This window comes from Dokdonella aquatica, from assembly GCF_051987395.1.
In the GTDB taxonomy this organism is placed as follows: Bacteria; Pseudomonadota; Gammaproteobacteria; order Xanthomonadales; family Rhodanobacteraceae; genus Dokdonella.
This window is the reverse complement of the sequence record NZ_CP197094.1, coordinates 3962243-3983400: the sequence shown is the minus strand read 5'-3', so window position 1 is coordinate 3983400 and position 21158 is coordinate 3962243. Positions and strand designations below refer to the sequence as shown.

Here is a 21158-nt window from a genome sequence, read left to right as displayed (position 1 = left end):
CGCGCCCGGGAAGATTTCCCGGTTCCCGTTCCCGAACCCCTGTGGAGAAGCGCATGAAGCTGTCGATCGCGTTGGCTGCCGTCGTGGCGGCCGGCATGTCCGTGGTGGGCCACGCTGCGGCCCCCGAGTTGAACGTGACCAAGAGCGTCACCGTCGCGGTGCCGGCCGAGAAGGCCTGGAACGCGGTCAAGGATTTCGACGGCCTGCACACCTGGCATCCGGCGGTCGCCAAGGACGAGATCACCAAGGGCAAGAACAACGAGGTCGGCGCGGAGCGCAAGCTCACGCTCGGCGACGGCGGCACGATCCACGAGAAACTGCTCGAGTGGAACGCCGCGTCGCACACGTTCCGCTATTCGATCCTCGAGGGCGTGCTGCCGGTCAGCCACTACACCTCGACCGTGAGCATCAAGGCCGACGGCGCAAACCAGTCCACGGTGACGTGGAGCGGCACGTTCAAGCGCAAGGACACGGGCGACAAGCCCGCCGCCGACGCCAACGACGAGACCGCGACGACGACGATGTCCAACGTCTACCAGGCCGGCCTCGACAACCTCAAGAAGAAGCTCGAAGCCAAGTGATCGCCATGGCGCGGCGGCCTAGCCGCCGCGCTACTTCTCGAGCAGCACGGCCCAGTTCTGCAGGCTCTCGATGCGGCTGCAGACGATCTTCACGCTGACCAGGATAGGCACCGCGAGCAGCAGGCCGAGGATGCCCCACAGCCAGCCCCACACCATCAGCGACAGGATGATCGCGAGCGGATTGAGGTTGATCGTGCGGCCGAGCACCAGCGGCGTCGCGATCTGGCTCTCCACGGTGTGCAGGCCGAGGTAGCCGATCGCAGGCAGTGCGGCCGCGGTCAGCGTCGGGAACTGCGCGAGGCCGATCAGCATGAGCAGCGCGGCCATGACCATCGGGCCGACGTACGGCGTGAGGTTGAGCAGGGCCGCGAGCGCACCCCACAGCAGCGGCGTCTCGACGCCGAGCATCCACAAGTAGGCGGCCGTCACCGCGCCGAGGCCGATGCTGGTCAGGCAGACGGTGAGGAAGTAACGAGAAACGTCGTTCTGGATCGCACGCACGATGTCGACGGTGAGGCGCTTCGCCGCCCAGGTCGGCCGCAGCAGCAGAAAGCGCCGCAGCAGCGTCTCGCCGTACAGCAGGAAGAAATAGGTGAGCAACACGACCGCGAGAGCCGCGGCGAGCACGCGCGGCGTCGTCGCGAGCAGGCTGAGTCGCGACGGTGCCTGCATGACGTAGCGCGTGGTCCTGTTTTCCTCGCCGGTGATCTCGCCGAGCGAGGCCGACATGCGGCTCGCTTCGAGCAACGGGCGCGTCAGCGCCTTGATCTTCGGCGTCGCGTCGCGCAGCACCTGCGGCGCGCGCGAGGCCCATTCGGCCGCCGACGGGTACAGCGCGTTGACGATGCCCGCGAACGTCGCGAGGGTGAGCGCCATGAGCAGCAGCGCGGCGATCCAGCGGGGCAGCCAGCGCCGTACGAGGTGCTTCATGAGCGGGCTCAGCAGCAGCGCGAAGAACGCCGCGAGCAGGATCGGCAGGATGAGTTCGCTGGCGAAGTAGAGCGTGTAGAGCAGGGCACCCACGACGATGATGCCGAGCAGGCGATGGATGCGTGCGTTGAGGTCGAGCGCCGCTTCATGCGAGGCCCGGCGCATCGCAGCGCCGGCATGCGGCGAGCGGTAAGGTGTGTGTGCAGGCTCGGCGACGGTGGTGTCAGTGGCAGGCAGCGGTTCGGGATCCGCAGGCGCGATCCCGGGGGACGTCGTGGTCATCGGGATCGGGCTCGCGTCGAAGGAGCCGCATTGTGCCCGCGCCTCGTGATGCGTGGTGGGCGTGGCAAGCGGGGCATTCACGTTTGGTTGCGAAAGCAACGGTGGTGGCGGCTGTCGGGGCGTGCTATCAAGCACGCCATGAACCGTCCCTGCCGCCGATTTTATTGCTGGTATCGCCACGACCGCGCGCGGCACGCGGAGGACGGACGGCGATCGTAGCGATCGCACGGACACACCGGATCCCCCCACGAAAGCCGCCCCACACGAGGCGGCTTTTTTCATGGCCGCCCGGAAACGACAAGCCCCGGAGAACGACCATGCACCGCCCCACCGACGACCTGCGCATCCAGGCCATCCAGACCGTCAGCACGCCCGCCGAGGTCATGCACGAGATTCCCGCCGACGACCGTACCGCCGCGGTCGTGAGCGCTGCACGCCAGGCCGTGCACGCGAGCCTTGCCGGCAGCGACGACCGCCTCGTCGTGGTCATGGGACCGTGCTCGATCCACGACACGACGGCCGCGCTCGACTACGCGCGACGCCTGCTTGCGCAGCGCGAACGCTTCGGCGACGACCTCGAGATCGTCATGCGCGTGTATTTCGAGAAGCCGCGTACGACGGTCGGCTGGAAGGGCCTCATCAACGATCCGGACCTCGACGGCAGCTTCCGCATCGACAAGGGCTTGCGACTCGCACGCGGCCTGCTGCGCGACATCAACGCGATGGGCTTGCCGGCCGGATGCGAGTTCCTCGACATGATCACGCCGCAGTACATCGCCGACCTCGTCGCCTGGGGCGCGATCGGCGCGCGCACGACGGAAAGCCAGGTGCATCGCGAGATGGCCTCGGGCCTGTCGTGCCCGGTCGGCTTCAAGAACGGCACCGACGGCGGTGTCGGCATCGCGGTCGACGCGATCCAGGCCGCGGCCTCGCCGCATCATTTCATGGCGGTCACCAAGGACGGCCGTTCGGCGATCGCGACGACGACCGGCAACCGCGACTGCCACGTCATCCTGCGCGGTGGCCGCACGCCGAACTACGACGCCGCCAGCGTCGACGCGGCGGTCGCGCTGCTCGCGAAGGCCGGCCGCGTGCCGCGCCTCATGATCGACGCCAGCCACGCCAATAGTGCGAAGGATCCGGCCAACCAGCCGCGTGTCGTCGCCGACGTCGCCTCGCGCATCGCGGCAGGCGACACGCGCATCTTCGGCCTCATGGTCGAGAGCCACCTCGTTGCGGGCCGTCAGGACCTCGTCGCGGGCCGCGCGGCGACCTACGGGCAGAGCATCACCGACGGCTGCATCGGCTGGGACGACTCGGTGCGCGTGCTCGAGGTGCTGGCTGCCGCCGTACGTGAATGCCGCGCTGCGGCGAGGAATGTCGCCGCCGCGTGAGGCGGCGTGTTCATGTGACGGTCGGACCCGCGTGACTAGAGTCGTGGCCATCCCCAACGGAGGATGGCCATGCGCAAGCACTGGGATTTCTTCAAGGAATCGGACACCTCGATGGGGGTGTTCTATCCGCTGCACTACGTCGTCGCGGCGTTCGAAAGCGAGGAGCGCGCGCGGATCGTCGAGATCCGTTTCCTCGATGCGGGCTTCGCGCGCGAGGACGTCGCGGTCGCCGACGGCCGTTTCGTCGTCGACCTGCTCGAGACGACCGAGGGTTCGAACCTGATCGAGAAGGCACAGCAGACCGTCGTGCGCGCGGTCGGCACCGAGTTCGGCTACCTCGACGACGACCGCAAGATCGCCGAGAAGGGCGGCGCGTTCGTGTTCGCCTATGCGCCTGACGACGAGACTACCGCGCGTGCCACGGATGTCCTCACGTTCGCGCATCCGATCTACGCACGTCGCTACAACGCGGTCGGCATCCACCGCATCCACTATCCGCGCCAGTCGGTGCTGTGAGGATGGTCGACATGATGCCGAGAGGACCTCGAACTCATTCCTCGAATGTGACAGCGGCGGTGTGGCCCGTCGTGAAGTGCCACGCCGTTCGGGCTGAGCATCACGTCATCGTCGTCGGAGCATGTCGATGAGGCCGGTCGTCCGCCTCGGCACGTGGTTCGTCGTGATCCTCGTGCTGCTCGTCGCGGGCGCGATCGTGTTCGTCGCGCTGTACGACTGGAACCGTGCGCGGCCGTGGATCGGCGAGCGTGTCTCGGCCGTGATCAAGCGACCGTTCGCGATCCACGGCGACCTCAGCGTCGACTGGCGGCGCGTCGAGCGCGAGGACGGCACGAAAGGCTGGATTCCGTGGCCGCACGTGACCGCGCGCGAACTCGCGGTGGGCCAGCCGGACTGGAAGACCACGGGCGAGATGGCCGAAGTCGACGAGGTCGCGTTCGCGGTCTCGCCGTGGCCGCTGCTCAAGCGCACGGTCAAGGTCCCGCACGTGCGTGTCTCGGGTGCCGACGTCGACCTGCAGCGTCTTGCCGACGGCCGCAACAACTGGACCTTCGAGCTCGATCCGTCCGACGACGGCCCGGGCTGGACGATGGATCTCGGCAGCATCTCGCTCGACCGCGCCCATATCGTGCTCGACGATGCGATCGAGCGCGCGAAGATCGACATCGAGCTCGAGCCGCTCGGCGCGCCGATGTCGTTCGAGCAGATCCTCGACGAGCAGAAGAACGAGGAGCGCGCCGAATCGGCCAAGGCGATCGGCGAAGCCGGCGCTAAGCGCTTCCGTGACGATGCCGCCAAACAGCAGACGCGTCGCGAGCGCGACGCCGTGCGCGGCTACGAGTTCGCCTGGCGCGCGAGCGGCTCGTTCCGTGGCATGCCGTTCACCGGCCGCGGGCGCTCGGGCGGCCTGCTCGCGATCCGTGCGCCCGACGATCCGTTCCCGATCCAGGCGCGCCTGCAGGTCGGCACGACGCGCATCGCGTTCGTCGGCACGCTGACCGATCCCGCCGAACTCGCCGCGCTCGACCTTCGCCTGTGGCTATCCGGCAAGAGCATGGCCGATCTCTTCCCGCTGACCGGCGTCGCACTGCCCGAAACGCCGCCGTTCGCGACCGAAGGCCACCTCACCGCGACACTGCGCGAGAAGGGCAGCCTCTACGAGTACGAGGACTTCACGGGCCGCGTCGGCAACAGCGACCTGTCGGGTTCGGCGACCTACATCGACCGCGAACCGCGTCCGTTGCTGGTCGGCGCGCTGACCTCGGACCTGCTGCAGTTCTCCGATCTCGGCCCGCTGGTCGGCGCCGATGACGGTTCGGACGGCGGCAAGGCCGCGCCCGCGCCGCCGGCCGGCAAGGTGCTGCCGGTCGAGGCGTTCGAGACGGATCGCTGGTCGGTCATGGACGCCGACGTCGATTTCGCCGGCAAGCGCGTCGTGCAGACCAAGGATCTACCGGTCGACGACGTGCATGCGCGCATCCTGCTCGAGGACGGGCGTCTGCAGCTCGTGCCGCTGCGCTTCGGCCTCGCCGGAGGGCGCGTGCAGTCGCGCATCGCGCTCGACGGCAACGCGAAACCGATGAACGGCCACGTCGACGTGACCTTGCGCGGCCTGCGCCTCAAGGAGATGTTCCCCGATTTCGCGCCGATGCAGACGAGCTTCGGCGAGATCAACGGCTCGATCGCGCTCGGCGCGAAAGGCAACTCGATCGCCGCGCTGCTCGGCACCGCGACGGGCGAGGTCAAGCTGCTCGTCAACGACGGCGCGATCAGCAAGAGCCTGCTCGAGATGGCCGGCCTCAACCTCGCCAACATCGTGATCACGCGCCTGTTCGGCGACAAGGACGTGGCGATCCATTGCGCGGCCACGCATCTCGTCGCGAAGGACGGCCTCATGGAATCGCAGCTGTTCGTGCTCGACACCGAGGACGCGATCATCAACGTGGAAGGCTCGGTCGACTTCGGCGAGGAGGCACTCGCGCTCGACGTGCGACCGCACACGCGTGGTCTGCGCATCCTGTCGCTGCGTTCGCCGCTGTACGTCAAGGGCACGTTCGCGTCACCCGACGTCGGTGTGAAGAAGGGGCCGCTGATCGCGCGTGGCGGCGGAGCGCTCGTGCTCGGCATCTTCGCGGCGCCCGCGGCCGCGCTGATCCCGCTCATCGCGCCGAGGCACGGAGAGCCGGACCGCTGCGGCGAACTGCTCGAGGAGATGCAGGGACGCGTCAGGGCCGGCAAGCCCGAGGCTCCGCCGAAGCCGGCCGTGAAGGCGAAGTAGCGCGGCGTTACGCGGCGATTCCGTGGCCGCGAGGTCTACTGTCTTGGACGCTCCAGGAGAACCGCCATGCCCACCGTGCACCTGCGCCTCACCGGCAGCGACGACGCCGCGCGAACGATGATCAACCTGATCGGCTCGATCGAAGGCATCGAGCACGTCGAGGAAGTCGACGACCTCATGCCGCACATGGATGACGACGATTCCAGTTCGGCGGGATTGCCGGACGACGTCGGCCCCGGCTTCCACGCGATCGAGGTCGAAGCGCCGAACGACTACACGGCGCGCCGCGTGCGCGATGCCGCCGAAGCGCTCGCCGAGGATCTCGGCGTCGCGCTCGAGATCATCGACGACGAGTGATCCGTGCGGCGTTGGATCGTGGCCCTGGCGGTGCTCGCGTGCTTGCTCGGCCTGTGGCATCTGCACCGTGAAGGCCGCCTCGTCGTCGAGGATCGCTGGTTGCCGTGGCGCCCGCTCGACGTTGCGGACACGCCCAATGTCCTGACCCGCCTCAAGCTCGCGCGGCTCGATCGCGATGCCGATGCCTGTCGCGCCGCGCTCGCAACATCCGGCTTCGGGTTCCGCGTGCTGCCGGATCGTTCCACGGGAGAAGGCTGTGGGTTCCGCGACGCGGTCATGTTGACCTCGACGCGTGTCGGCAAGGGGCCTTCGCTTCCGTTGTCGTGCCGTGCGGCCGTGGCGTTCGCGCTGTGGGAGCGCCACGTGCTCGAACCTGCGGCGCGTGACCACCTCGGGCATCGCGTCGTGCGCTTCGAACATGCCGGCAGCTACGCCTGCCGCAATACCTACAGCCGGGCCACGGGTCCGCGCAGCCGCCACGCCACGGCCGATGCGATCGATCTCACCGGCTTCGTGCTCGACGACGGCTCGCGTGTCCGCGTACTCGCACACTGGGACGACGACGGCGCGAAAGGCCGCTTCCTGCACGAGGTCCACCGAGGCGCCTGCGGCTTCTTCGGCTCGGCACTCGGCCCCGACTACAACACTGCGCATCGCGATCACTTCCACTTCGACCGTGGCGGCTTCGGCGCCTGCCGCTGATGCCGCGTCAGCGCGGCGCGTGTTCGCGGATGAAGGCGAGCATGTCGGCGAGTGTCGGTGCGAGGCGCGGGTAGCGCAGCGCGAGTGCTATCCGGAAATGACCGACGCCGGGATAGGTCAGGTACGTCACCGATGCGCCGTGCGCGCGCAGGCTCGCCTCGAGCGACGCACTGTTGGCCGGCAGGACGACGCGATCGGCAAGGCCGTGCAGGAGCAGGACAGGCGGTTCGTTGCCGTCGACGAAGTTCACGGGCTGCGTCGACGGCCAGGCCGACGTGTCGGCGCCGAATACGTCGACGAGGTCCGGATCGGTGATCGGCAGGAAATCGTAGGGTCCGGCGATGCCGATGGCTCCCGCGAGGTCATGAGGCACCAGGCCGACCGATACGAGGTAGCGTGGATCGGTCGCGAGTAGCACCGCGATGTGTGCGCCGGCCGAGTGCCCGGCGACGAACAGCGCACCGGGATCGCCACCATGCTCGACCGCGTGGTCGTGCGCCCAGCGCAGGGCTTCGGCACCGTCGTAGGCGAAATCGGGGAAGCGCCCGGTCGGCCACGTGCGGTAGTCGGCGACGATGGCCAGCACGCCCGAACGCGCCAGCGCCTTGCCGACGAACGCATAGTCGCCGCGACGACCACCGCGCCAGCTGCCGCCGTAGAAGAACACGACGACCGGTGCGCCGCGTGACGCCGCCGCGGGACGGTACACGTCGAGCGAGAGGGCGTGGGCGGGTGAGTAGACCACCGATTCGACGGGCTCCGGCGTGCGCACGCCGGCGTTGATTGCGCCGAAGAACGTGCCGCGGCAGCCGGCGAGCACCGTGGCGGCGAGCAGCAGGGCGAGCGCGAGGGCGCGGCGCAGCAGGGCGGGTGTTTGCATGCCGATACCATACGTCGCAAGCCGCTGCCTGGTTGCAGCCGTTGCGCGCGAACGTCGCGCGCCGTTCAGCCGCGATGAGACCGTTCGAGCCTGCTCAGCCGATCAGCCCGCGTTCGCGCAGCACCGCGACGATGCGCTCGGCGGCGTCCTCGATCGACTGGCGCGTCGTCTCGACGTGCACCTCGGGCGATTCGGGCGCCTCGTACGGCGAGTCGATGCCGGTGAAGTTCTTGAGCTCGCCGGCACGCGCCTTGCGGTAGAGGCCCTTGGGATCGCGCTGCTCGACGACCGCGAGCGGCGTGTCGACGAACACCTCGATGAACTCGCCGTCGGCGACGAGGCGGCGCGCCATCTCGCGCTCGGAGCGGAACGGCGAGATGAACGCGGTGACCACGACGAGTCCGGCATCGACCATGAGCGTGGCCACCTCGCCGATGCGGCGGATGTTCTCGACGCGGTCGGCGGCCGTGAAGCCGAGGTCCTTGTTGAGGCCGTGGCGCACGTTGTCGCCGTCGAGCAGGTAGGTGCGCGCGCCGAGCGCGTGCAGGCGGCGCTCGAGCTCGTTGGCGATCGTGGACTTGCCCGATCCCGACAGGCCGGTCAGCCAGACGACGCAGGGCTTGTGGCCGTTGAGGCGCGCGCGCGCGGCCTTGTCGACCTCGACCGCCTGCCAGTGCACGTTCTGCGAGCGGCGCAGCGCGAAGTGCAGCAGGCCGGCGCCGACCGTGTGCTGGGTCATGCGGTCGATGACGATGAAGCTGCCGGTGTCGCGGTTGTCGGTGTAGGCATCGAACGGCACCGCGCGGTCGAGCGTGAGCGTGCACACGCCGATGTCGTTGAGCTGCAGCGTCTTCGCGGCGTGGTGCTCGAGCGTGTTGATCTCGATCTGGTACTTCGGCGTGCCGAGCGAGCCGTTGACCGTCGTCGTGCCGAGCTTGACGAGGTAGGTGCGCCCCGGCAGCAGCGGCGCCTCGTCCATCCACACGATCGTCGCCTCGAACTGGTCGGCGACGGCAGGCGGCGCATCGGCCGCCGCGATGACGTCGCCGCGGCTGACGTCGATCTCGTCCTCGAGCGTGAGCGTCACCGAACGGCCGTAGGCGGCCTGATCGAGGTCGCCGTCGAACGTGACGACGCGCGCAACGCGGCTCGTGCGGCCCGACGGCAGCACGCGCACGGCGTCGCCGGGCTTCACCTCGCCGCCGAGCACGCGCCCGGAAAAGCCGCGGAAATCGGCGTCGGGCCGGTTGACCCATTGCACCGGGAAGCGCAACGGACCTTGCGCGGCCGGGGCCGTGACCTCGACGTTCTCGAGGTGGCCGAGCAGGCTCGGTCCACGATACCAGGGCGTGTTCGCGCTCGGCGCCTCGGTCATGTTGTCGCCGCGCAGGGCCGACAGCGGGATCGACGTGATCGAAGCGAAGCCGAGCTTCGCGGCGAACACGCGGTAGTCCGCATCGATGCGTTCGAACACCTGGCGCGAGTAGTCCACGGCGTCGAGCTTGTTGATCGCGAGCACGACGTGGCGGATGCCGACCAGCGAGACGATCGTGCTGTGGCGGCGCGTCTGCGCGAGCAGGCCCTTGCGCGCGTCGACGAGGATCACCGCGACGTCGGCAGTCGAGGCGCCGGTGACCATGTTGCGCGTGTACTGCTCGTGGCCCGGCGTGTCGGCGACGATGAAGCGGCGCGCCGGTGTCGCGAAGAAGCGGTAGGCCACGTCGATCGTGATGCCTTGCTCGCGCTCGGCGCTGAGGCCGTCGAGCAGCAGCGCGAAGTCGAGCGCGTCGCCTTGCGTGCCGTAGCGGCGCGAATCGGCTTCGAGCGTGCCGAGCTGGTCCTCGAGCAGCGACTTGGAGTCGTACAGCAGGCGGCCGATCAGCGTGCTCTTGCCGTCGTCGACGCTGCCGCAGGTGATGAAGCGCAGCAGCGAGCCTTCGGCGGCGGGCGTGTCGCGCGGGGTGTCGTCGAGGCGCGCGTTCATCAGAAATAGCCCTCGGTCTTCTTCTTCTCCATCGAACCGCTCACGTCGCGGTCGATGAGGCGGCCCTGGCGTTCGCTGGTGCGCGTGGCGAGCATCTCGTCGACGATCGCCTCGAGCGTCGAGGCTTCCGATTCGACTGCCGCGGTCAGCGGCCAGCAGCCGAGTGTGCGGAAGCGTACCGTGCGCGTCTGCGGCACCTCGCCGTCGCGCAGCGGCATGCGGTCGTCGTCGACGACGATCCACTGGCCGTCGCGCGCGACCACCGGGCGCGGCGCGGCGAAGTACAGCGGCACGATCGCGATGCGCTCCTGCGCGATGTACTGCCAGATGTCGAGCTCGGTCCAGTTCGACAGCGGGAACACGCGGATGCTCTCGCCGGGATTGCGGCGTGCGTTGTAGAGGCGCCACAGCTCGGGGCGCTGCGCCTTGGGATCCCAGCGCTGCTGGGCCGAGCGGAACGAGAACACGCGCTCCTTCGCGCGCGATTTCTCCTCGTCGCGGCGCGCGCCGCCGAACGCGATGTCGAAACCATGTGCCTCGAGGGCCTGCTTGAGGCCTTGGGTCTTCCACAGGTCCGTGTGCAGCGACGAGCCGTGCTCGAACGGGTTGATGCCGCGCGCGAGCGCCTCCGGGTTGCGGTGCACGAGCAGGTTCATGCCGGCTTCCTGCGCGGCGCGGTCGCGCAGTTCGTACATCGCGCGGAACTTCCACGTCGTGTCGACGTGCAGCAGCGGGAACGGCGGCCGCGACGGGAAGAACGCCTTGCGCGCCAGGTGCAGCATGACCGCGCTGTCCTTGCCGATCGAGTACAGCATGACCGGGTTGTCGGCTTCGGCGACGGCCTCGCGAAGGATGTCGATGCTCTCGGCTTCGAGGCGTTGCAGGTGGGTCAACGTGGTCATCGCGGGCCGGCAGGGCGTTCCATGGCAGGGAGGATCGGTGCGCCCGCGTTCACCGGGCAGGCTCCGAACCCGCTATTCGATCCGAAGCGCGCGCCGGGCGCAAATGCGCAGCACTCATGCCGCGATGCGCCGCGGCCATAACCGGCATCCGGCCGTGCGTCAGCCGGTCACATGCGGGCGCCTGCGCGGCGCGCTATCGTCCGCCGTTTGCCGCTCCGGGATCCGTCGCCATGCTCCGTCCGTCCATCGTTCCGACCGTCCTCGCCGCCCTGGCCGTGTCCGCCGCCGTGCCGGCCGCGGCCTGCGACCTCACGATCGAGCAGGGCTGGGTGCGTACGGCGCCGCCCGGGGCGCCGGTCATGGCCGGCTACGGCGTACTCAAGGCCGAGGGCGCGGCGGCCGTCGCCCTCGGGACGATGACCTCGCCGCAGTTCGGAGCCGTCGAGCTGCACGAGACGCGTGAGCAGGATGGCGTCGCGCGCATGCGCCGCGTCGACGCCGCCGAAGTGCCGGGGCGCGGCGAGCTGCGCCTCGAGCCGTCGGGCGGGCACCTCATGCTCATGCGCCCCATGAAGCCGCTCGCGGCGGGCGACCAGGTCGAACTCCGCGTGGCGGGCTGCACGTTCACGCTCGACGTGCGTGACGACGCGGCCGGCGCCGACCAAGGGCATCACCACCACCATTGAGGCTCAGCGCGCGGCGTCGGACGCCACGGCCTTCGCTGCGACGGCAGGCCCGCATGCGGCGACCCGCCGCGTGCGCGGGTCGATCATGACCACGGCGTCCTGCAAGGCATGCGCGCCGACCAGCGGTGCCGGGAATCGCGTCGGCACGCGCACCTCGACGTCGGTCAGCGTCAGCGTGCCGATGCGGAACGGGCCGTGCATGCGCGTGCGCCGGCTCTCGACATCCCCGTTCGTCAGCGTGAGCGTGTCGGCCGTGAGTGTCGACGCCGGCGCGATTGCATCGTGCACCGCCTTCGGCAGCACGATCGCGACGTTCGCGCCGGTGTCGAGCTGGGCCTCGACCTCGTGCCCGCCGATCGATACCGGAATGCGGAATGGCTTCTCGTACGCGAGCGTGTCGCGAAAGTCCTCGGTGAGCGAAGCCGTGCGCGTGTAGGCGAGCCTGCGCTTCGGGTAGTCGATCACGAGCAGGCCGTCGGCGAAGAAGTCGCGTGCGAGGATGCCGTCGAACGCCGCCTCGTGCGATTGCCGTGTGTTGTAGTCGCGCGTGATCGCGACCACGTCGTCACGCCGCAGGCCTTGCAGCGCCAGCGTGCCCAGCCGCACCGTTTCCGAGGTCGTCGAGGCCACGCCGTCGCTGTTGGCGGCACGCCCTTCGCGAGGAAGATCCAGGGCCATGACGAGGCGTGTGTCCGCGCGCGCCGTGCCGCTCGCCCCGGTGTCAACCGCGAATCGGAACGGCCCGCGGCCGTCGACGTCGGCCTGCACGTAGATGCGCCCGTCGACGAGCTCGAACGGCGTGTCGACGAGCGCGCCGGTGCGCATCGTGTCGATGTCGGAGCAGGCTTCGCGTGCGGCATGCGAGGGCATCGCGCCCATCAGCACGCAGACGTACGATGCGAGACGGAGTGCGCGCCGGCGGGAAGCGCCGCGCGCGTGCCGATGTTCGGGAACCATGGATCGCCTTCGATGCGAGTGGCGGAAACCCCGCGTCCACGAAGGGACGAGGGCTCGCATCGGGATGCCATGGGCGTGCGCGCGGTTGCAGGTGTTGAGGTAGCGGTAAACCAAGCGCACGCTTCATCGCAAGCACGGAACGTCTCACCCTCGCATCTCGAGACATGATCGGTCTGCGCGGCGAAGTGCCGCTTTCTGCCGCACCGCGTGACGCGACGCTTCTCCCTTCTCCCTCCGGGAGAAGGTGGCCCGAAGGGCCGGATGAGGGTCCGGTCTTGCGACGAGGCATTGGATCGCATCGCTTGGTCGCACCCTCTCCCCAACCCCTCTCCCGGAGGGAGAGGGGCTCAACGCCAAGCCGCCGCCCTGAAATCAGACGACGATGTAACGAGGTCAGTACAGCACGCGCGTGCGCAACGTGCCCGGGATCGCCGCGAGGGCCTCGCGCAGTCGCGAGGCCTGTTCCTCGGAGCTCGACACGTCGACGACGACGTAGCCGATCGCCGGCGTCGTCTGCAGGTACTGGCCGTCGATGTTGACGTTCTCGTGCGAGAACACCTCGTTGATGCGCGACAGCACGCCCGGGACGTTGCGGTGGATGTGCAGCAGGCGACGGCTGCGCGGATGCTCGGGCAGGGTCACCTCCGGGAAGTTCACCGCCGACAGCGTCGTGCCGTTGTCGCTGTAGCGCACGAGCTTGGCCGCGACCTCGATGCCGATGTTGTCCTGTGCCTCGAGCGTGCTGCCGCCGACGTGCGGGGTCAGGATCACGTTGTCCATGCCGAGCAGCGGCGACACGAACGCGTCGTCGTTGCCCTTGGGCTCGACCGGGAACACGTCGATCGCCGCACCGGCGATGTGGCCGCTGCGCAGCGCCTCGGCGAGCGCGTCGATGTCGACGACCGTGCCGCGAGAGGCGTTGATCAGCGAGGCGCCCGGCTTCATGAGCGCGAGCTGTTCCGCGCCGATCAGGTTGGCGGTCTGCGGCGTCTCCGGCACGTGCAGGGTGACGATGTCCGCGCGGCGCAGCAGGTCGTCGAGGCCGGTCGACGGGCGCGCGTTGCCGAGCGTGAGCTTGCTCTCGACGTCGTGGAAGATCACGCGCATGCCGAGGCCTTCGGCGAGCAGGCCGACCTGCGTGCCGATGTGGCCGTAGCCGACGATGCCGAGGGTCTTGTCGCGCACCTCGAAGCTGCCGGCGGCGCTCTTGGACCACCCACCGCGATGGCACTCGGCGTTCTTCTGCGGGATGCGGCGCATGAGCATGATCGCCTCGGCGAGCACGAGTTCGGCGACGCTGCGCGTGTTCGAGTACGGCGCGTTGAACACGGGCACGCCGGCGGCCTGCGCAGCACCGAGGTCGACCTGGTTGGTGCCGATGCAGAAGCAGCCGACCGCGATGAGGCGCTTGGCTTCGGCGAGCACCTCGGCGCTGAGCTGCGTGCGCGAGCGGATGCCGACCAGATGCGCATCGGCGATGCGGCGGCGCAGCTCGTCCTCGGGCAGCGATTTCGCATGCAGTTCGATCTGCGAATAACCGGCCGCCTTGAACGTCTCCACCGCGCTCGGGCTGACGCCTTCGAGCAGCAGCACGCGGATGTCCTGCTTCGGGAACGAGGTCTTCTTCATGGGGCGCTCACGGCGGTCTTGTTGCACCCGAAACCGATGCGCGGCCGGGCGGGGGCGTGACTATGCCAGAAGCGCCGAGGGGCGCGGCATCGCGCCAGTGGACGGGTTGCCGCATCGCTGGCAGGCTGCCGCGACGCCACCGCCGGGTGGCCTCTCGCTTTTGCATACCTGCCTACGATGACCGACGCCCGCCTCGCCGAACTCGCCACGCGCCTGCCTGCGCTCACGCTGCGCACCGATGCCGCCGACCTCGAGCATTACGGTCGCGACTGGACGCGCCGCTGGACGCCGGCACCGCTCGCGATCGCGCTGCCGTCGAACGCAGACGAGGTGGTCGCGATCGTGCGCTGGGCACGCGAGCATCGTGTCGCGATCGTGCCGTCGGGCGGACGCACCGGCTTGTCGGGCGGCGCGGTCGCGGCGCACGGCGAGCTCGTCGTGAGCTTCGAGCGCATGAACAAGGTGCTCGCGTTCGACGCGGCCGACCGCACGCTCACGGTCCAGCCGGGCCTGCCGCTCGAGGCGCTGCAGCGCGCCGCGCGCGAGCACGGGCTGATCTATCCGGTCGACTTCGCGGCGCGCGGTTCCTGCGCGATCGGCGGCAACATCGCGACCAATGCGGGCGGCATCCGCGTGATCCGCTACGGCAACACGCGCGAGTGGATCGCCGGGCTCAAGGTCGTCACGGGCACCGGCGAACTGCTCGATCTCAACCGCGGCCTCGTCAAGAACTCGAGCGGCTACGACCTGCGCCACCTCGTGATCGGGTCGGAGGGCACGCTCGGCCTCGTCGTCGAGGCCACCGTGCGCCTGACCGATCCGCCGCCGGCGTCCAATGTGATGGTGTTCGCGCTGCCGGCGATGGACGCGCTCATGCAGGTGTTCGAGGCCTGCCGGCGCCGCCTCGTGCTCAGTGCATTCGAGTTCTTCACCGATCGCGCGTTGCGCCATGTCGTCGCGCACGGTGCGCAGGATCCTTTCGCCCAGGTCTCGCCGTTCTATGTCGTGACCGAATTCGACGCCGCCGACGAGGCGCAGCAGACTGCCGCGCTCGAGGTGTTCGAGCACTGCGCGGAACAGGGCTGGGTCGACGACGGCGTGGTCAGCCAGAGCGATGCGCAGGCCGCGGCGCTGTGGCGCCTGCGCGAAGGCATCACCGAAAGCCTCGCCCCGCACCGCCCGTACAAGAACGACATCTCGGTGCGCATCGGCGCGATCCCGGCGTTCATGCGTGAGATGGAGGCGCTCTTCGAGCGCGAGTATCCGCACTTCGACGTGGTCTGGTTCGGCCACATCGGCGACGGCAACCTGCACATCAACGTGCTACGCCCCGAAGGCATGGCCGACGACGCGTTCGTCGCCCAATGCGAGCACGTGACCGCCGCGCTCAGCGAGACGCTCGCGCGTTTCGGCGGCAGCATCTCGGCCGAGCACGGCATCGGCCTGGTCAAGAAGAAGTACCTCGAGGGCACCCGCAGTGCCGCCGAGATCGCCGTCATGCGCGGCATCAAGGGCGTGCTCGATCCGGACGGCCTGCTCAATCCGGGCAAGGTGTTCGAGAGCTCACGCGCTAGCATCTAGTCATATCAATGACTTGAAGGTCATTCCTCACGTCATGTCTCGTTACGGATGCGTCCGCTAGCGAGCGATGGCATCCGATCCCGTCATTCACTTGAAATCACCCGTTAAGCGGGCGTTTAATGAGCGCGCGTGCCGGCCGGGGACGCCGCGTTGCGGCGGCGTCGCGCGCTCATGCGGCACGTGTCCAGCTCAGGGGAACGACGTCGATGCTCACGGGTACGGTGAAGTGGTTCAACGATGCCAAGGGATTCGGGTTCATCTCGCCGGCAGACGGCGGCGAGGATGTGTTCGTGCATTTCTCGGCGATCAACGCGCAGGGGTTCCGGTCGCTGCAGGAAGGCCAGCAGGTCAGCTACGAGGTGGTGAAGGGCCCGAAGGGCTCGCAGGCCTCGGGCGTGCAGGTCGTCGGATGACCGACGCCTGCACCTGAAGCACGCCCCGCCGTCGAGCACGCGGATCGGGGAGATCCGCGTGCTCCGGCGGGGCGTCAACTGACGAACTGCAGGCGCGCGAGCTCGGCGTAGAGTCCGTCCTCGCGCAGCAGTTCCGCGTGCGTGCCCTGGGCGACGATGCGTCCCTGGTCGAGCACGACGATGCGGTCGGCGCGCTGTACGGTCGCGAGGCGGTGCGCGATCACGAGGGTCGTGCGTGTCGCCATCAGGTTCTCGAGCGCGTGCTGGACCAGGCGCTCCGACTGTGCGTCGAGGCTCGAGGTGGCTTCGTCGAGCAGCAGGATCGGTGCATCGCGCAGCACGGCACGCGCGATCGCGACGCGCTGCTGCTGGCCACCCGAGAGGCGCACGCCGCGCTGGCCGAGATCGGTGTCGTAACGATCGGGCAGGGCGGCGAGGAACTCGTGTGCCTCGGCCGCGCGCGCCGCCGCTTCGACCTGGGCCTCGTCGGCATCGAGCCGGCCGAAGCGGATGTTGTCGGCCGCGCTCGCACCGAACAGCACGGGATCCTGCGGCACGAGCGCGAAGCAGCCGCGCAGCTCGGCCAGTTCCAGTGCGCGCAGGTCGATGTCGTCGAGCGTGATGCGGCCGTGCTGCGGATCGTGGAAGCGCAGCAGCAGCTGGAACAGCGTGGTCTTGCCGGCGCCCGAAGGACCGACCAGCGCGATCGTCTCGCCCGGTGCGACGACGAGGTCGAGGCCGTCGATCGCGGCACGGTCGGGGCGTGTCGGATAGCGGAAGCCGACGTTCTCGAAACGCAGCTCGCCTCGCAACGGGCTTGGCAGCGCGACGGGCTCGGCCGGCGAGGCGATCGTCGCCGGCGTGTCGAGCAGCTCGCCGATACGGCCGAGCGCACCGGCACAGCGCAGCAGTTCGCCCCACACCTCGGTGAGGCCGCCGACCGAACCAGCTGCGACCACGGCGTAGAGCACGAACTGGGCGAGCACGCCGGCGTCCATCGTGCCGCGCAGCACGTCGTGCGCGCCGGCCCAGAGCACGAGCGTGATCGCGCCGAAGCTCAGCAGGATCACCATCGCGGTCAGCGATGCGGTCGTGGTGATGCGGCGACGTGCGGTGCCGAGCGCGCGTGCCACCGCGTCGGCATAACGGCGCGACTCGTAAGGCTCGCGCGTGTAGGCCTGCACCGTGTGCACGGCGTTGAGCGATTCGGCGGCGACGGCCGAGGCATCGGCGATGCGGTCCTGGCTCTCGCGCGAGAGGCGCTCGACGCGGCGGCCGAGGAACACGATCGGCAGGATCACGGCCGGGATCACCAGTGCGGTGAGGCCGGCCAGGCCCGGGCTGGTCACCACGAGCATCGTCGTCGAGCCGATCAGCATGACGACGCTGCGTACCGACAGCGACAGCGTCGAGCCGACCACGGTCTGCACGAGTTCGGTATCGGCGGCAAGGCGCGAGACGAGCTCGCCCGAGCGCGTGCGCTCGAAGAACGCCTGGTCGAGCATGAGCAGGTGCGAGTACAGGCGCGTACGCAGCGCGGCGGCGACGCGCTCGCCGAGCAGCGTCACGCAGAAGTAGCGTGCCGCGCCCGCGAAGGCCATGACCACGGCGACCGCGAACAGGCCGATGAAGCCTGCGTTGAGTTGCTCGGGATCGGTCTGGCCGAAGCCGCGGTCGATCATGAAGCGCGCTGCGGCTGGCAGTGCGAGCGTCGCCGCCGAGGAGATCGCGAGGAACACGAGCCAGCCCGCGATGAGCGCACGCTGGTCGCGCAGGTAGGGCAGCAGGCGGCGGTAGGCGCCGAGCCGGCGTGGGGTATCGGGTGCCGGATCGGCCATGCAGGTCGTCGTGGAAGCGTCGGGAACACGAGCAGTGCAGGCGACCGCGACCGGATTCAAGAGGCGTCGAGCACCTCGTAGCGCCCACGACCCCGCGTGAGGTCGCGCACGACCTCGGCGAGCGCGTCGACGTGCTCGCGCGGAAGGCTCAGCACGAGGTCGGCACCGTCGCCGTCGAAACGCTCCTCGACGACCTCGGCGGCGAACTCGCGAAGGCGCGCGCGCAGCACCTGCAGCGGCGCGAACGCGCAGTGCACGCGAACGCCGGTCTTGTCGACGATGGTCACGCGAGGCGCCGTGCGCAGGCACTCAGCCGCACAACCGCCGTAGGCACGCACGAGACCGCCGGCGCCGAGCTTGGTGCCGCCGTACCAGCGCGTGACCACGACGATGACGCGATCGAAACCCTGGCCTTCGATCGCCTGCAGGATCGGGCGACCCGCGGTGCCGCCGGGCTCGCCGTCGTCGGAGAAGCGGTAGGCCTGGCCGATGCGGTAGGCCCAGCAGTTGTGGGTCGCGAGCGGATCGGACACTCGCGCGAGCACGGCGAGCGCGCCGCGCGCATCGTCGACCGGTTCGGCCTGGGCGAGGAAGCGGCTCTTGCGGATCTCCTGCAGCAGGCTCGCCGGCCGTTCCAGCGTGTGCGACGCCGTCATTCCTGAAGGTGCTTGAGCGACTCGGGCAGTTCCCAGTCCGGATGCAGGCGGCGGAACAGGCTCAGGTTCTCGCGTGCCTGCTGGTGCCGGCCCGCGCGTTCGAGGCGCACGATCTCGGCGAGCCAGGTCTCGGGCGCGAGTTGCATGTTGCGACGCAGCTGCACCGACGCGCTCGGCGCACGTGCGGGCAGGGCGCGAACGCCGTCGTCCTTGATGCGCGAACCCGTGGCGTTGCCGCCGAGTTCGGCTTCGGCGGCAGCCCCGGCCTTGGCTTCGCCGGCATGGCTGGACGGCGCGGCATCGGCGGCCTCGGCCGAGGCACGCGATGCCGCCTCGGGTGCCGCTTCGACAGGCACCGCTTCCATACGGCGTTGCATGAGCACGGGCTCGGGCGGTGCCGACGCCGCGGGCGCCGGCGGTGGGGGCGGCGGAGGAGCGGGGGCAGGCTTCGAAGCCTGCTGCTTCTGGCGTGGCGCTTCCTTCTTCGCCTCGGGCTCGGCCTTGCGCGCCATCACCTCTGCTGCGGGAGCGGCCTGGCGTGACGCGGCATCGCTCGTGGTGTCAGGGATCGCGATCGTCTGGATCTGGATGACCTCGCGCGGCGCCGTGGCCGGTGCGCTGGCCGGTGCAGGTGCCTGTGCGCCGCCCGGGGCTTCGTTCTGCATGCGCTCGCCGACCTGCCAGGCGATGCCGGCCGCGAGCACGACGCCCGCGACCGAACCGAAGCCGACCAGCCAGCGTGGGCCGCGCGGGCGCTGCGCCCGCACGGCACGCGCCGCTTCGGCGAGCACCATGCGGTCGAGGCGGCGCGGCGGCTCGGCGCGCGACAGGCGGCGATACACGCCGCCGATGTCGCCGCCGTCGCCGTCGATCAGCCGATCGAGTTCGGACTCGTGATCGCGTGGCGTGGTCATGCGTCGAACCTCGCGCGGATGCGCGCGAACGCGTAGCGCAGGCGCGACTTGACCGTCTCGCGTCCCGCGCCGGTGACATCGGCGATCTCCTCGAGGCCGAGGCCGTTCTCCATGCGCAGCAGGAACGCGACGCGCTGCTCCTCGGGCAGTTCCTCGAGCGCGAGCTGCAGGCGGCGGCGCTGCTCGAACTCGCTGAGCACGCGCTCGGGGCGTTCTTCTTCAGGGGCATCGAGGCCGCGGAACACGGCCTCGGTCTCTTCCTCTGAGGCCTGCGGGCGGGCGCGGCGGAAGCGGTCGACCACGAGGTTGTGGGCGATCTGCAGCAGCCAGGTGGTGAATTTCGCGTCGGGACGGTAGCGCCCGCGGGCCGCGATCGCGCGGCTCCAGGTCTCCTGGAACACCTCGTCGGCATCGGCGCGCTGGCGCAGGGATCGCATCAGGAACCGGTACAGCGTGCCGCGATGGCGTCGATAGAGCGTCTCGAAGGCGATCATGTCGCCTCCGGCATACGCGAGCATCAGGTATTCGTCCGTTCGTTCTTCCCCCATGGGCCTGAGGGTAAGGCAATCCGCGCTGGGCGTGTTGATCATGCGGGGAGCATGCAACGCACGCGGCTGTGCGCCGGGGTTCGCGGCGCAGGCACTCGGCGCGCGTGACGCGCCGTTATATCAATAAGAACAATCGATTGCGGTGTATTCTTGAAGTGAAATCACGTCATGCGGCAGGGCGCCGCGGAGTTCACTCCAGCTGTTCGCGCGCCCATGCCGCATCGAGCGCCTCCATCGCGTCGCGCGGCTTGAGCTTGCCGGCCTTGTCCCAGGCCTCGGCGACCTCGTCGTCGCGGCTGTCGCCGTGCAGCAGCTGCAGGCCGTTGCCGTACTCGATCCACGCGATCGGCGAGTCGGGCGTGAGCTTGAGCGCGTGCTTGAGGTGCTTCTCGGCATCGGCGGCGTTGGCGCCGTAGGTCAGCCGCGCGAGCATGCCGCCGACCTTGCCGACGATCTCGGCGTGGTAGAGGCCGAGCGCCGTGGCGGCCTCGGCGTGCTTCGGCGCGAGCTCGAGCGTGCGGTCGAGCGACTCGCGGACCTTGCCGGCGAGGCCCTGGGCGAGCGCCTTGGTGATCGAGATGGTCTGGCTCAGGCGGCCTATCGCGAACGCGCGTCGGTAATGGCTGTTGGCCAGGCCGGGCAGCGCCGCGACGGCCTCGTCGGCGAGGCGCATGAGCTCCTCGTAGCGTGCGGTCTTGGCGGCTTCGTCGTCGAGCAGGTGCGATGCATGGATGCCCGAGGCCTTGATCGCGACCGACGCGCCGATCGCCTTGAGCGCGACGCCGGCCTCGTAGGCCTTCTGGAAGTCGCCCTTGTGGAACGCGCGCCAGGCGTCCTGGAGCTGGGTCGCGATGGCGGCCGCGTCCTTGCCGAGCTTCGGGTTGGCCTCGAGCAACGCGGCGACGTGCGCCTCGTCGGGGAACGGTTCGAGGTCGCCCGCGTGCAGCTTCGGCCACGCCTTGGCGAGTGCGGCACCCGCGTAATCGAATGCCTTGTCGGGGTAGGGGAACGCGGTCCACGCCTTCTTCGCCATCGATGCCTCCGCCACGGTTGCCGGCTCGCATCGTGCACCGCTTCGCGCCGGCGCGGCAAGGCGCCGCGCAGCATGTGCCGCCGCTACACTCGCGGAC

At 69.5% G+C, this 21158-nt stretch carries 20 protein-coding genes; 9 read left to right on the top strand and 11 right to left on the bottom strand.

The genetic code is table 11. From position 1 onward, the window contains the following. Positions 1–53: 53 nt before the first annotated feature. Positions 54–581 carry an SRPBCC family protein gene (locus ACQQ2N_RS17705; protein ID WP_440222890.1) on the top strand — a complete coding sequence of 176 codons (528 nt, stop codon included), beginning with the start codon at positions 54–56 and terminating at the stop codon, positions 579–581. Positions 582–611: 30 nt separating this feature from the next. On the opposite strand, the gene ACQQ2N_RS17700 is transcribed toward ACQQ2N_RS17705, so the two are convergent. Beyond that, the gene (locus tag ACQQ2N_RS17700; RefSeq protein WP_440222889.1) at positions 612–1793 is read right to left on the bottom strand and encodes an AI-2E family transporter; all 1182 of its coding nucleotides are present in this window, start codon (positions 1791–1793) and stop codon (positions 612–614) included. Between the two features lie 317 nt (positions 1794–2110). Here ACQQ2N_RS17700 and ACQQ2N_RS17695 point away from each other — a divergent pair, with 317 nt between their 5' ends. The 5 genes from ACQQ2N_RS17695 to ACQQ2N_RS17675 all read left to right on the top strand — a co-directional run bounded on the left by ACQQ2N_RS17695 (position 2111) and on the right by ACQQ2N_RS17675 (position 7040). Beyond that, a complete protein-coding gene (locus ACQQ2N_RS17695) occupies positions 2111–3187 on the top strand; it encodes a 3-deoxy-7-phosphoheptulonate synthase (RefSeq protein WP_440222888.1) in 1077 nt (358 codons plus the stop codon). A 69-nt stretch (positions 3188–3256) separates the two neighbouring features. Next, the gene (locus tag ACQQ2N_RS17690) at positions 3257–3703 is read left to right on the top strand and encodes a hypothetical protein (protein ID WP_440222887.1); all 447 of its coding nucleotides are present in this window, start codon (positions 3257–3259) and stop codon (positions 3701–3703) included. A 127-nt stretch (positions 3704–3830) separates the two neighbouring features. After that, on the top strand, positions 3831–5981 hold the full coding sequence (locus ACQQ2N_RS17685; protein ID WP_440222886.1) for an AsmA family protein: 2151 nt from the start codon (positions 3831–3833) through the stop codon (positions 5979–5981). Between the two features lie 66 nt (positions 5982–6047). Further along, positions 6048–6338 (top strand): hypothetical protein, encoded by a 291-nt coding sequence (locus ACQQ2N_RS17680; RefSeq protein WP_440222885.1) that lies wholly within the window; start codon positions 6048–6050, stop codon positions 6336–6338. Between the two features lie 3 nt (positions 6339–6341). Further along, positions 6342–7040, top strand: a complete 699-nt coding sequence (locus tag ACQQ2N_RS17675; protein WP_440222884.1) for an extensin-like domain-containing protein — start codon at positions 6342–6344, stop codon at positions 7038–7040. 7 nt (positions 7041–7047) lie between these two features. On the opposite strand, the gene ACQQ2N_RS17670 is transcribed toward ACQQ2N_RS17675, so the two are convergent. The 3 genes from ACQQ2N_RS17670 to cysD all read right to left on the bottom strand — a co-directional run bounded on the left by ACQQ2N_RS17670 (position 7048) and on the right by cysD (position 10806). Beyond that, positions 7048–7920 carry an alpha/beta hydrolase gene (locus tag ACQQ2N_RS17670; RefSeq protein ID WP_440222883.1) on the bottom strand — a complete coding sequence of 291 codons (873 nt, stop codon included), beginning with the start codon at positions 7918–7920 and terminating at the stop codon, positions 7048–7050. Positions 7921–8014: 94 nt separating this feature from the next. After that, positions 8015–9904, bottom strand: a complete 1890-nt coding sequence (gene cysN / locus ACQQ2N_RS17665) for a sulfate adenylyltransferase subunit CysN (protein WP_440222882.1) — start codon at positions 9902–9904, stop codon at positions 8015–8017. Then, positions 9904–10806 carry a sulfate adenylyltransferase subunit CysD gene (gene cysD, locus ACQQ2N_RS17660; protein WP_440222881.1) on the bottom strand — a complete coding sequence of 301 codons (903 nt, stop codon included), beginning with the start codon at positions 10804–10806 and terminating at the stop codon, positions 9904–9906. The genes cysN and cysD overlap by 1 nt, the downstream gene beginning before the upstream one ends. Before the next feature lie 230 nt (positions 10807–11036). On the opposite strand from cysD, the gene ACQQ2N_RS17655 reads away from it, so the two are divergent. Further along, on the top strand, positions 11037–11492 hold the full coding sequence (locus tag ACQQ2N_RS17655; protein WP_440222880.1) for a copper chaperone PCu(A)C: 456 nt from the start codon (positions 11037–11039) through the stop codon (positions 11490–11492). Positions 11493–11495: 3 nt separating this feature from the next. Here ACQQ2N_RS17655 and ACQQ2N_RS17650 read toward each other — a convergent pair whose 3' ends face one another. Both ACQQ2N_RS17650 and serA read right to left on the bottom strand, forming a co-directional pair. Next, positions 11496–12362: an aspartyl protease family protein gene (locus ACQQ2N_RS17650; RefSeq protein WP_440222879.1), complete on the bottom strand. Its 867-nt coding sequence runs from the start codon at positions 12360–12362 to the stop codon at positions 11496–11498. Positions 12363–12842: 480 nt separating this feature from the next. Beyond that, positions 12843–14078: a phosphoglycerate dehydrogenase gene (gene serA, locus ACQQ2N_RS17645; protein ID WP_440222878.1), complete on the bottom strand. Its 1236-nt coding sequence runs from the start codon at positions 14076–14078 to the stop codon at positions 12843–12845. Positions 14079–14255: 177 nt separating this feature from the next. Between serA and ACQQ2N_RS17640 the strand changes: the two genes are divergently transcribed. Together ACQQ2N_RS17640 and ACQQ2N_RS17635 are read left to right on the top strand one after the other, a co-directional pair. After that, entirely contained in the window at positions 14256–15659 is a 1404-nt protein-coding gene (locus ACQQ2N_RS17640; RefSeq protein ID WP_440222877.1) for an FAD-binding oxidoreductase, read from the top strand. A gap of 206 nt (positions 15660–15865) precedes the next feature. After that, positions 15866–16072 (top strand): cold-shock protein, encoded by a 207-nt coding sequence (locus ACQQ2N_RS17635; protein WP_440222876.1) that lies wholly within the window; start codon positions 15866–15868, stop codon positions 16070–16072. 74 nt (positions 16073–16146) lie between these two features. Here ACQQ2N_RS17635 and ACQQ2N_RS17630 read toward each other — a convergent pair whose 3' ends face one another. The 5 genes from ACQQ2N_RS17630 to ACQQ2N_RS17610 all read right to left on the bottom strand — a co-directional run bounded on the left by ACQQ2N_RS17630 (position 16147) and on the right by ACQQ2N_RS17610 (position 21061). Next, the gene (locus tag ACQQ2N_RS17630; RefSeq protein ID WP_440222875.1) at positions 16147–17910 is read right to left on the bottom strand and encodes an ABC transporter transmembrane domain-containing protein; all 1764 of its coding nucleotides are present in this window, start codon (positions 17908–17910) and stop codon (positions 16147–16149) included. 56 nt (positions 17911–17966) lie between these two features. Next, complete coding sequence (locus ACQQ2N_RS17625) at positions 17967–18566, bottom strand: IMPACT family protein (RefSeq protein WP_440222874.1); 600 nt, start codon at positions 18564–18566, stop codon at positions 17967–17969. Further along, complete coding sequence (locus ACQQ2N_RS17620) at positions 18563–19480, bottom strand: hypothetical protein (RefSeq protein ID WP_440222873.1); 918 nt, start codon at positions 19478–19480, stop codon at positions 18563–18565. The genes ACQQ2N_RS17625 and ACQQ2N_RS17620 overlap by 4 nt, the downstream gene beginning before the upstream one ends. Next, a complete protein-coding gene (locus tag ACQQ2N_RS17615; protein ID WP_440222872.1) occupies positions 19477–20028 on the bottom strand; it encodes an RNA polymerase sigma factor in 552 nt (183 codons plus the stop codon). The genes ACQQ2N_RS17620 and ACQQ2N_RS17615 overlap by 4 nt, the downstream gene beginning before the upstream one ends. Positions 20029–20218: 190 nt before the next feature. Continuing rightward, positions 20219–21061: a hypothetical protein gene (locus tag ACQQ2N_RS17610; RefSeq protein ID WP_440222871.1), complete on the bottom strand. Its 843-nt coding sequence runs from the start codon at positions 21059–21061 to the stop codon at positions 20219–20221. Between the last annotated feature and the right edge of the window lie 97 nt (positions 21062–21158).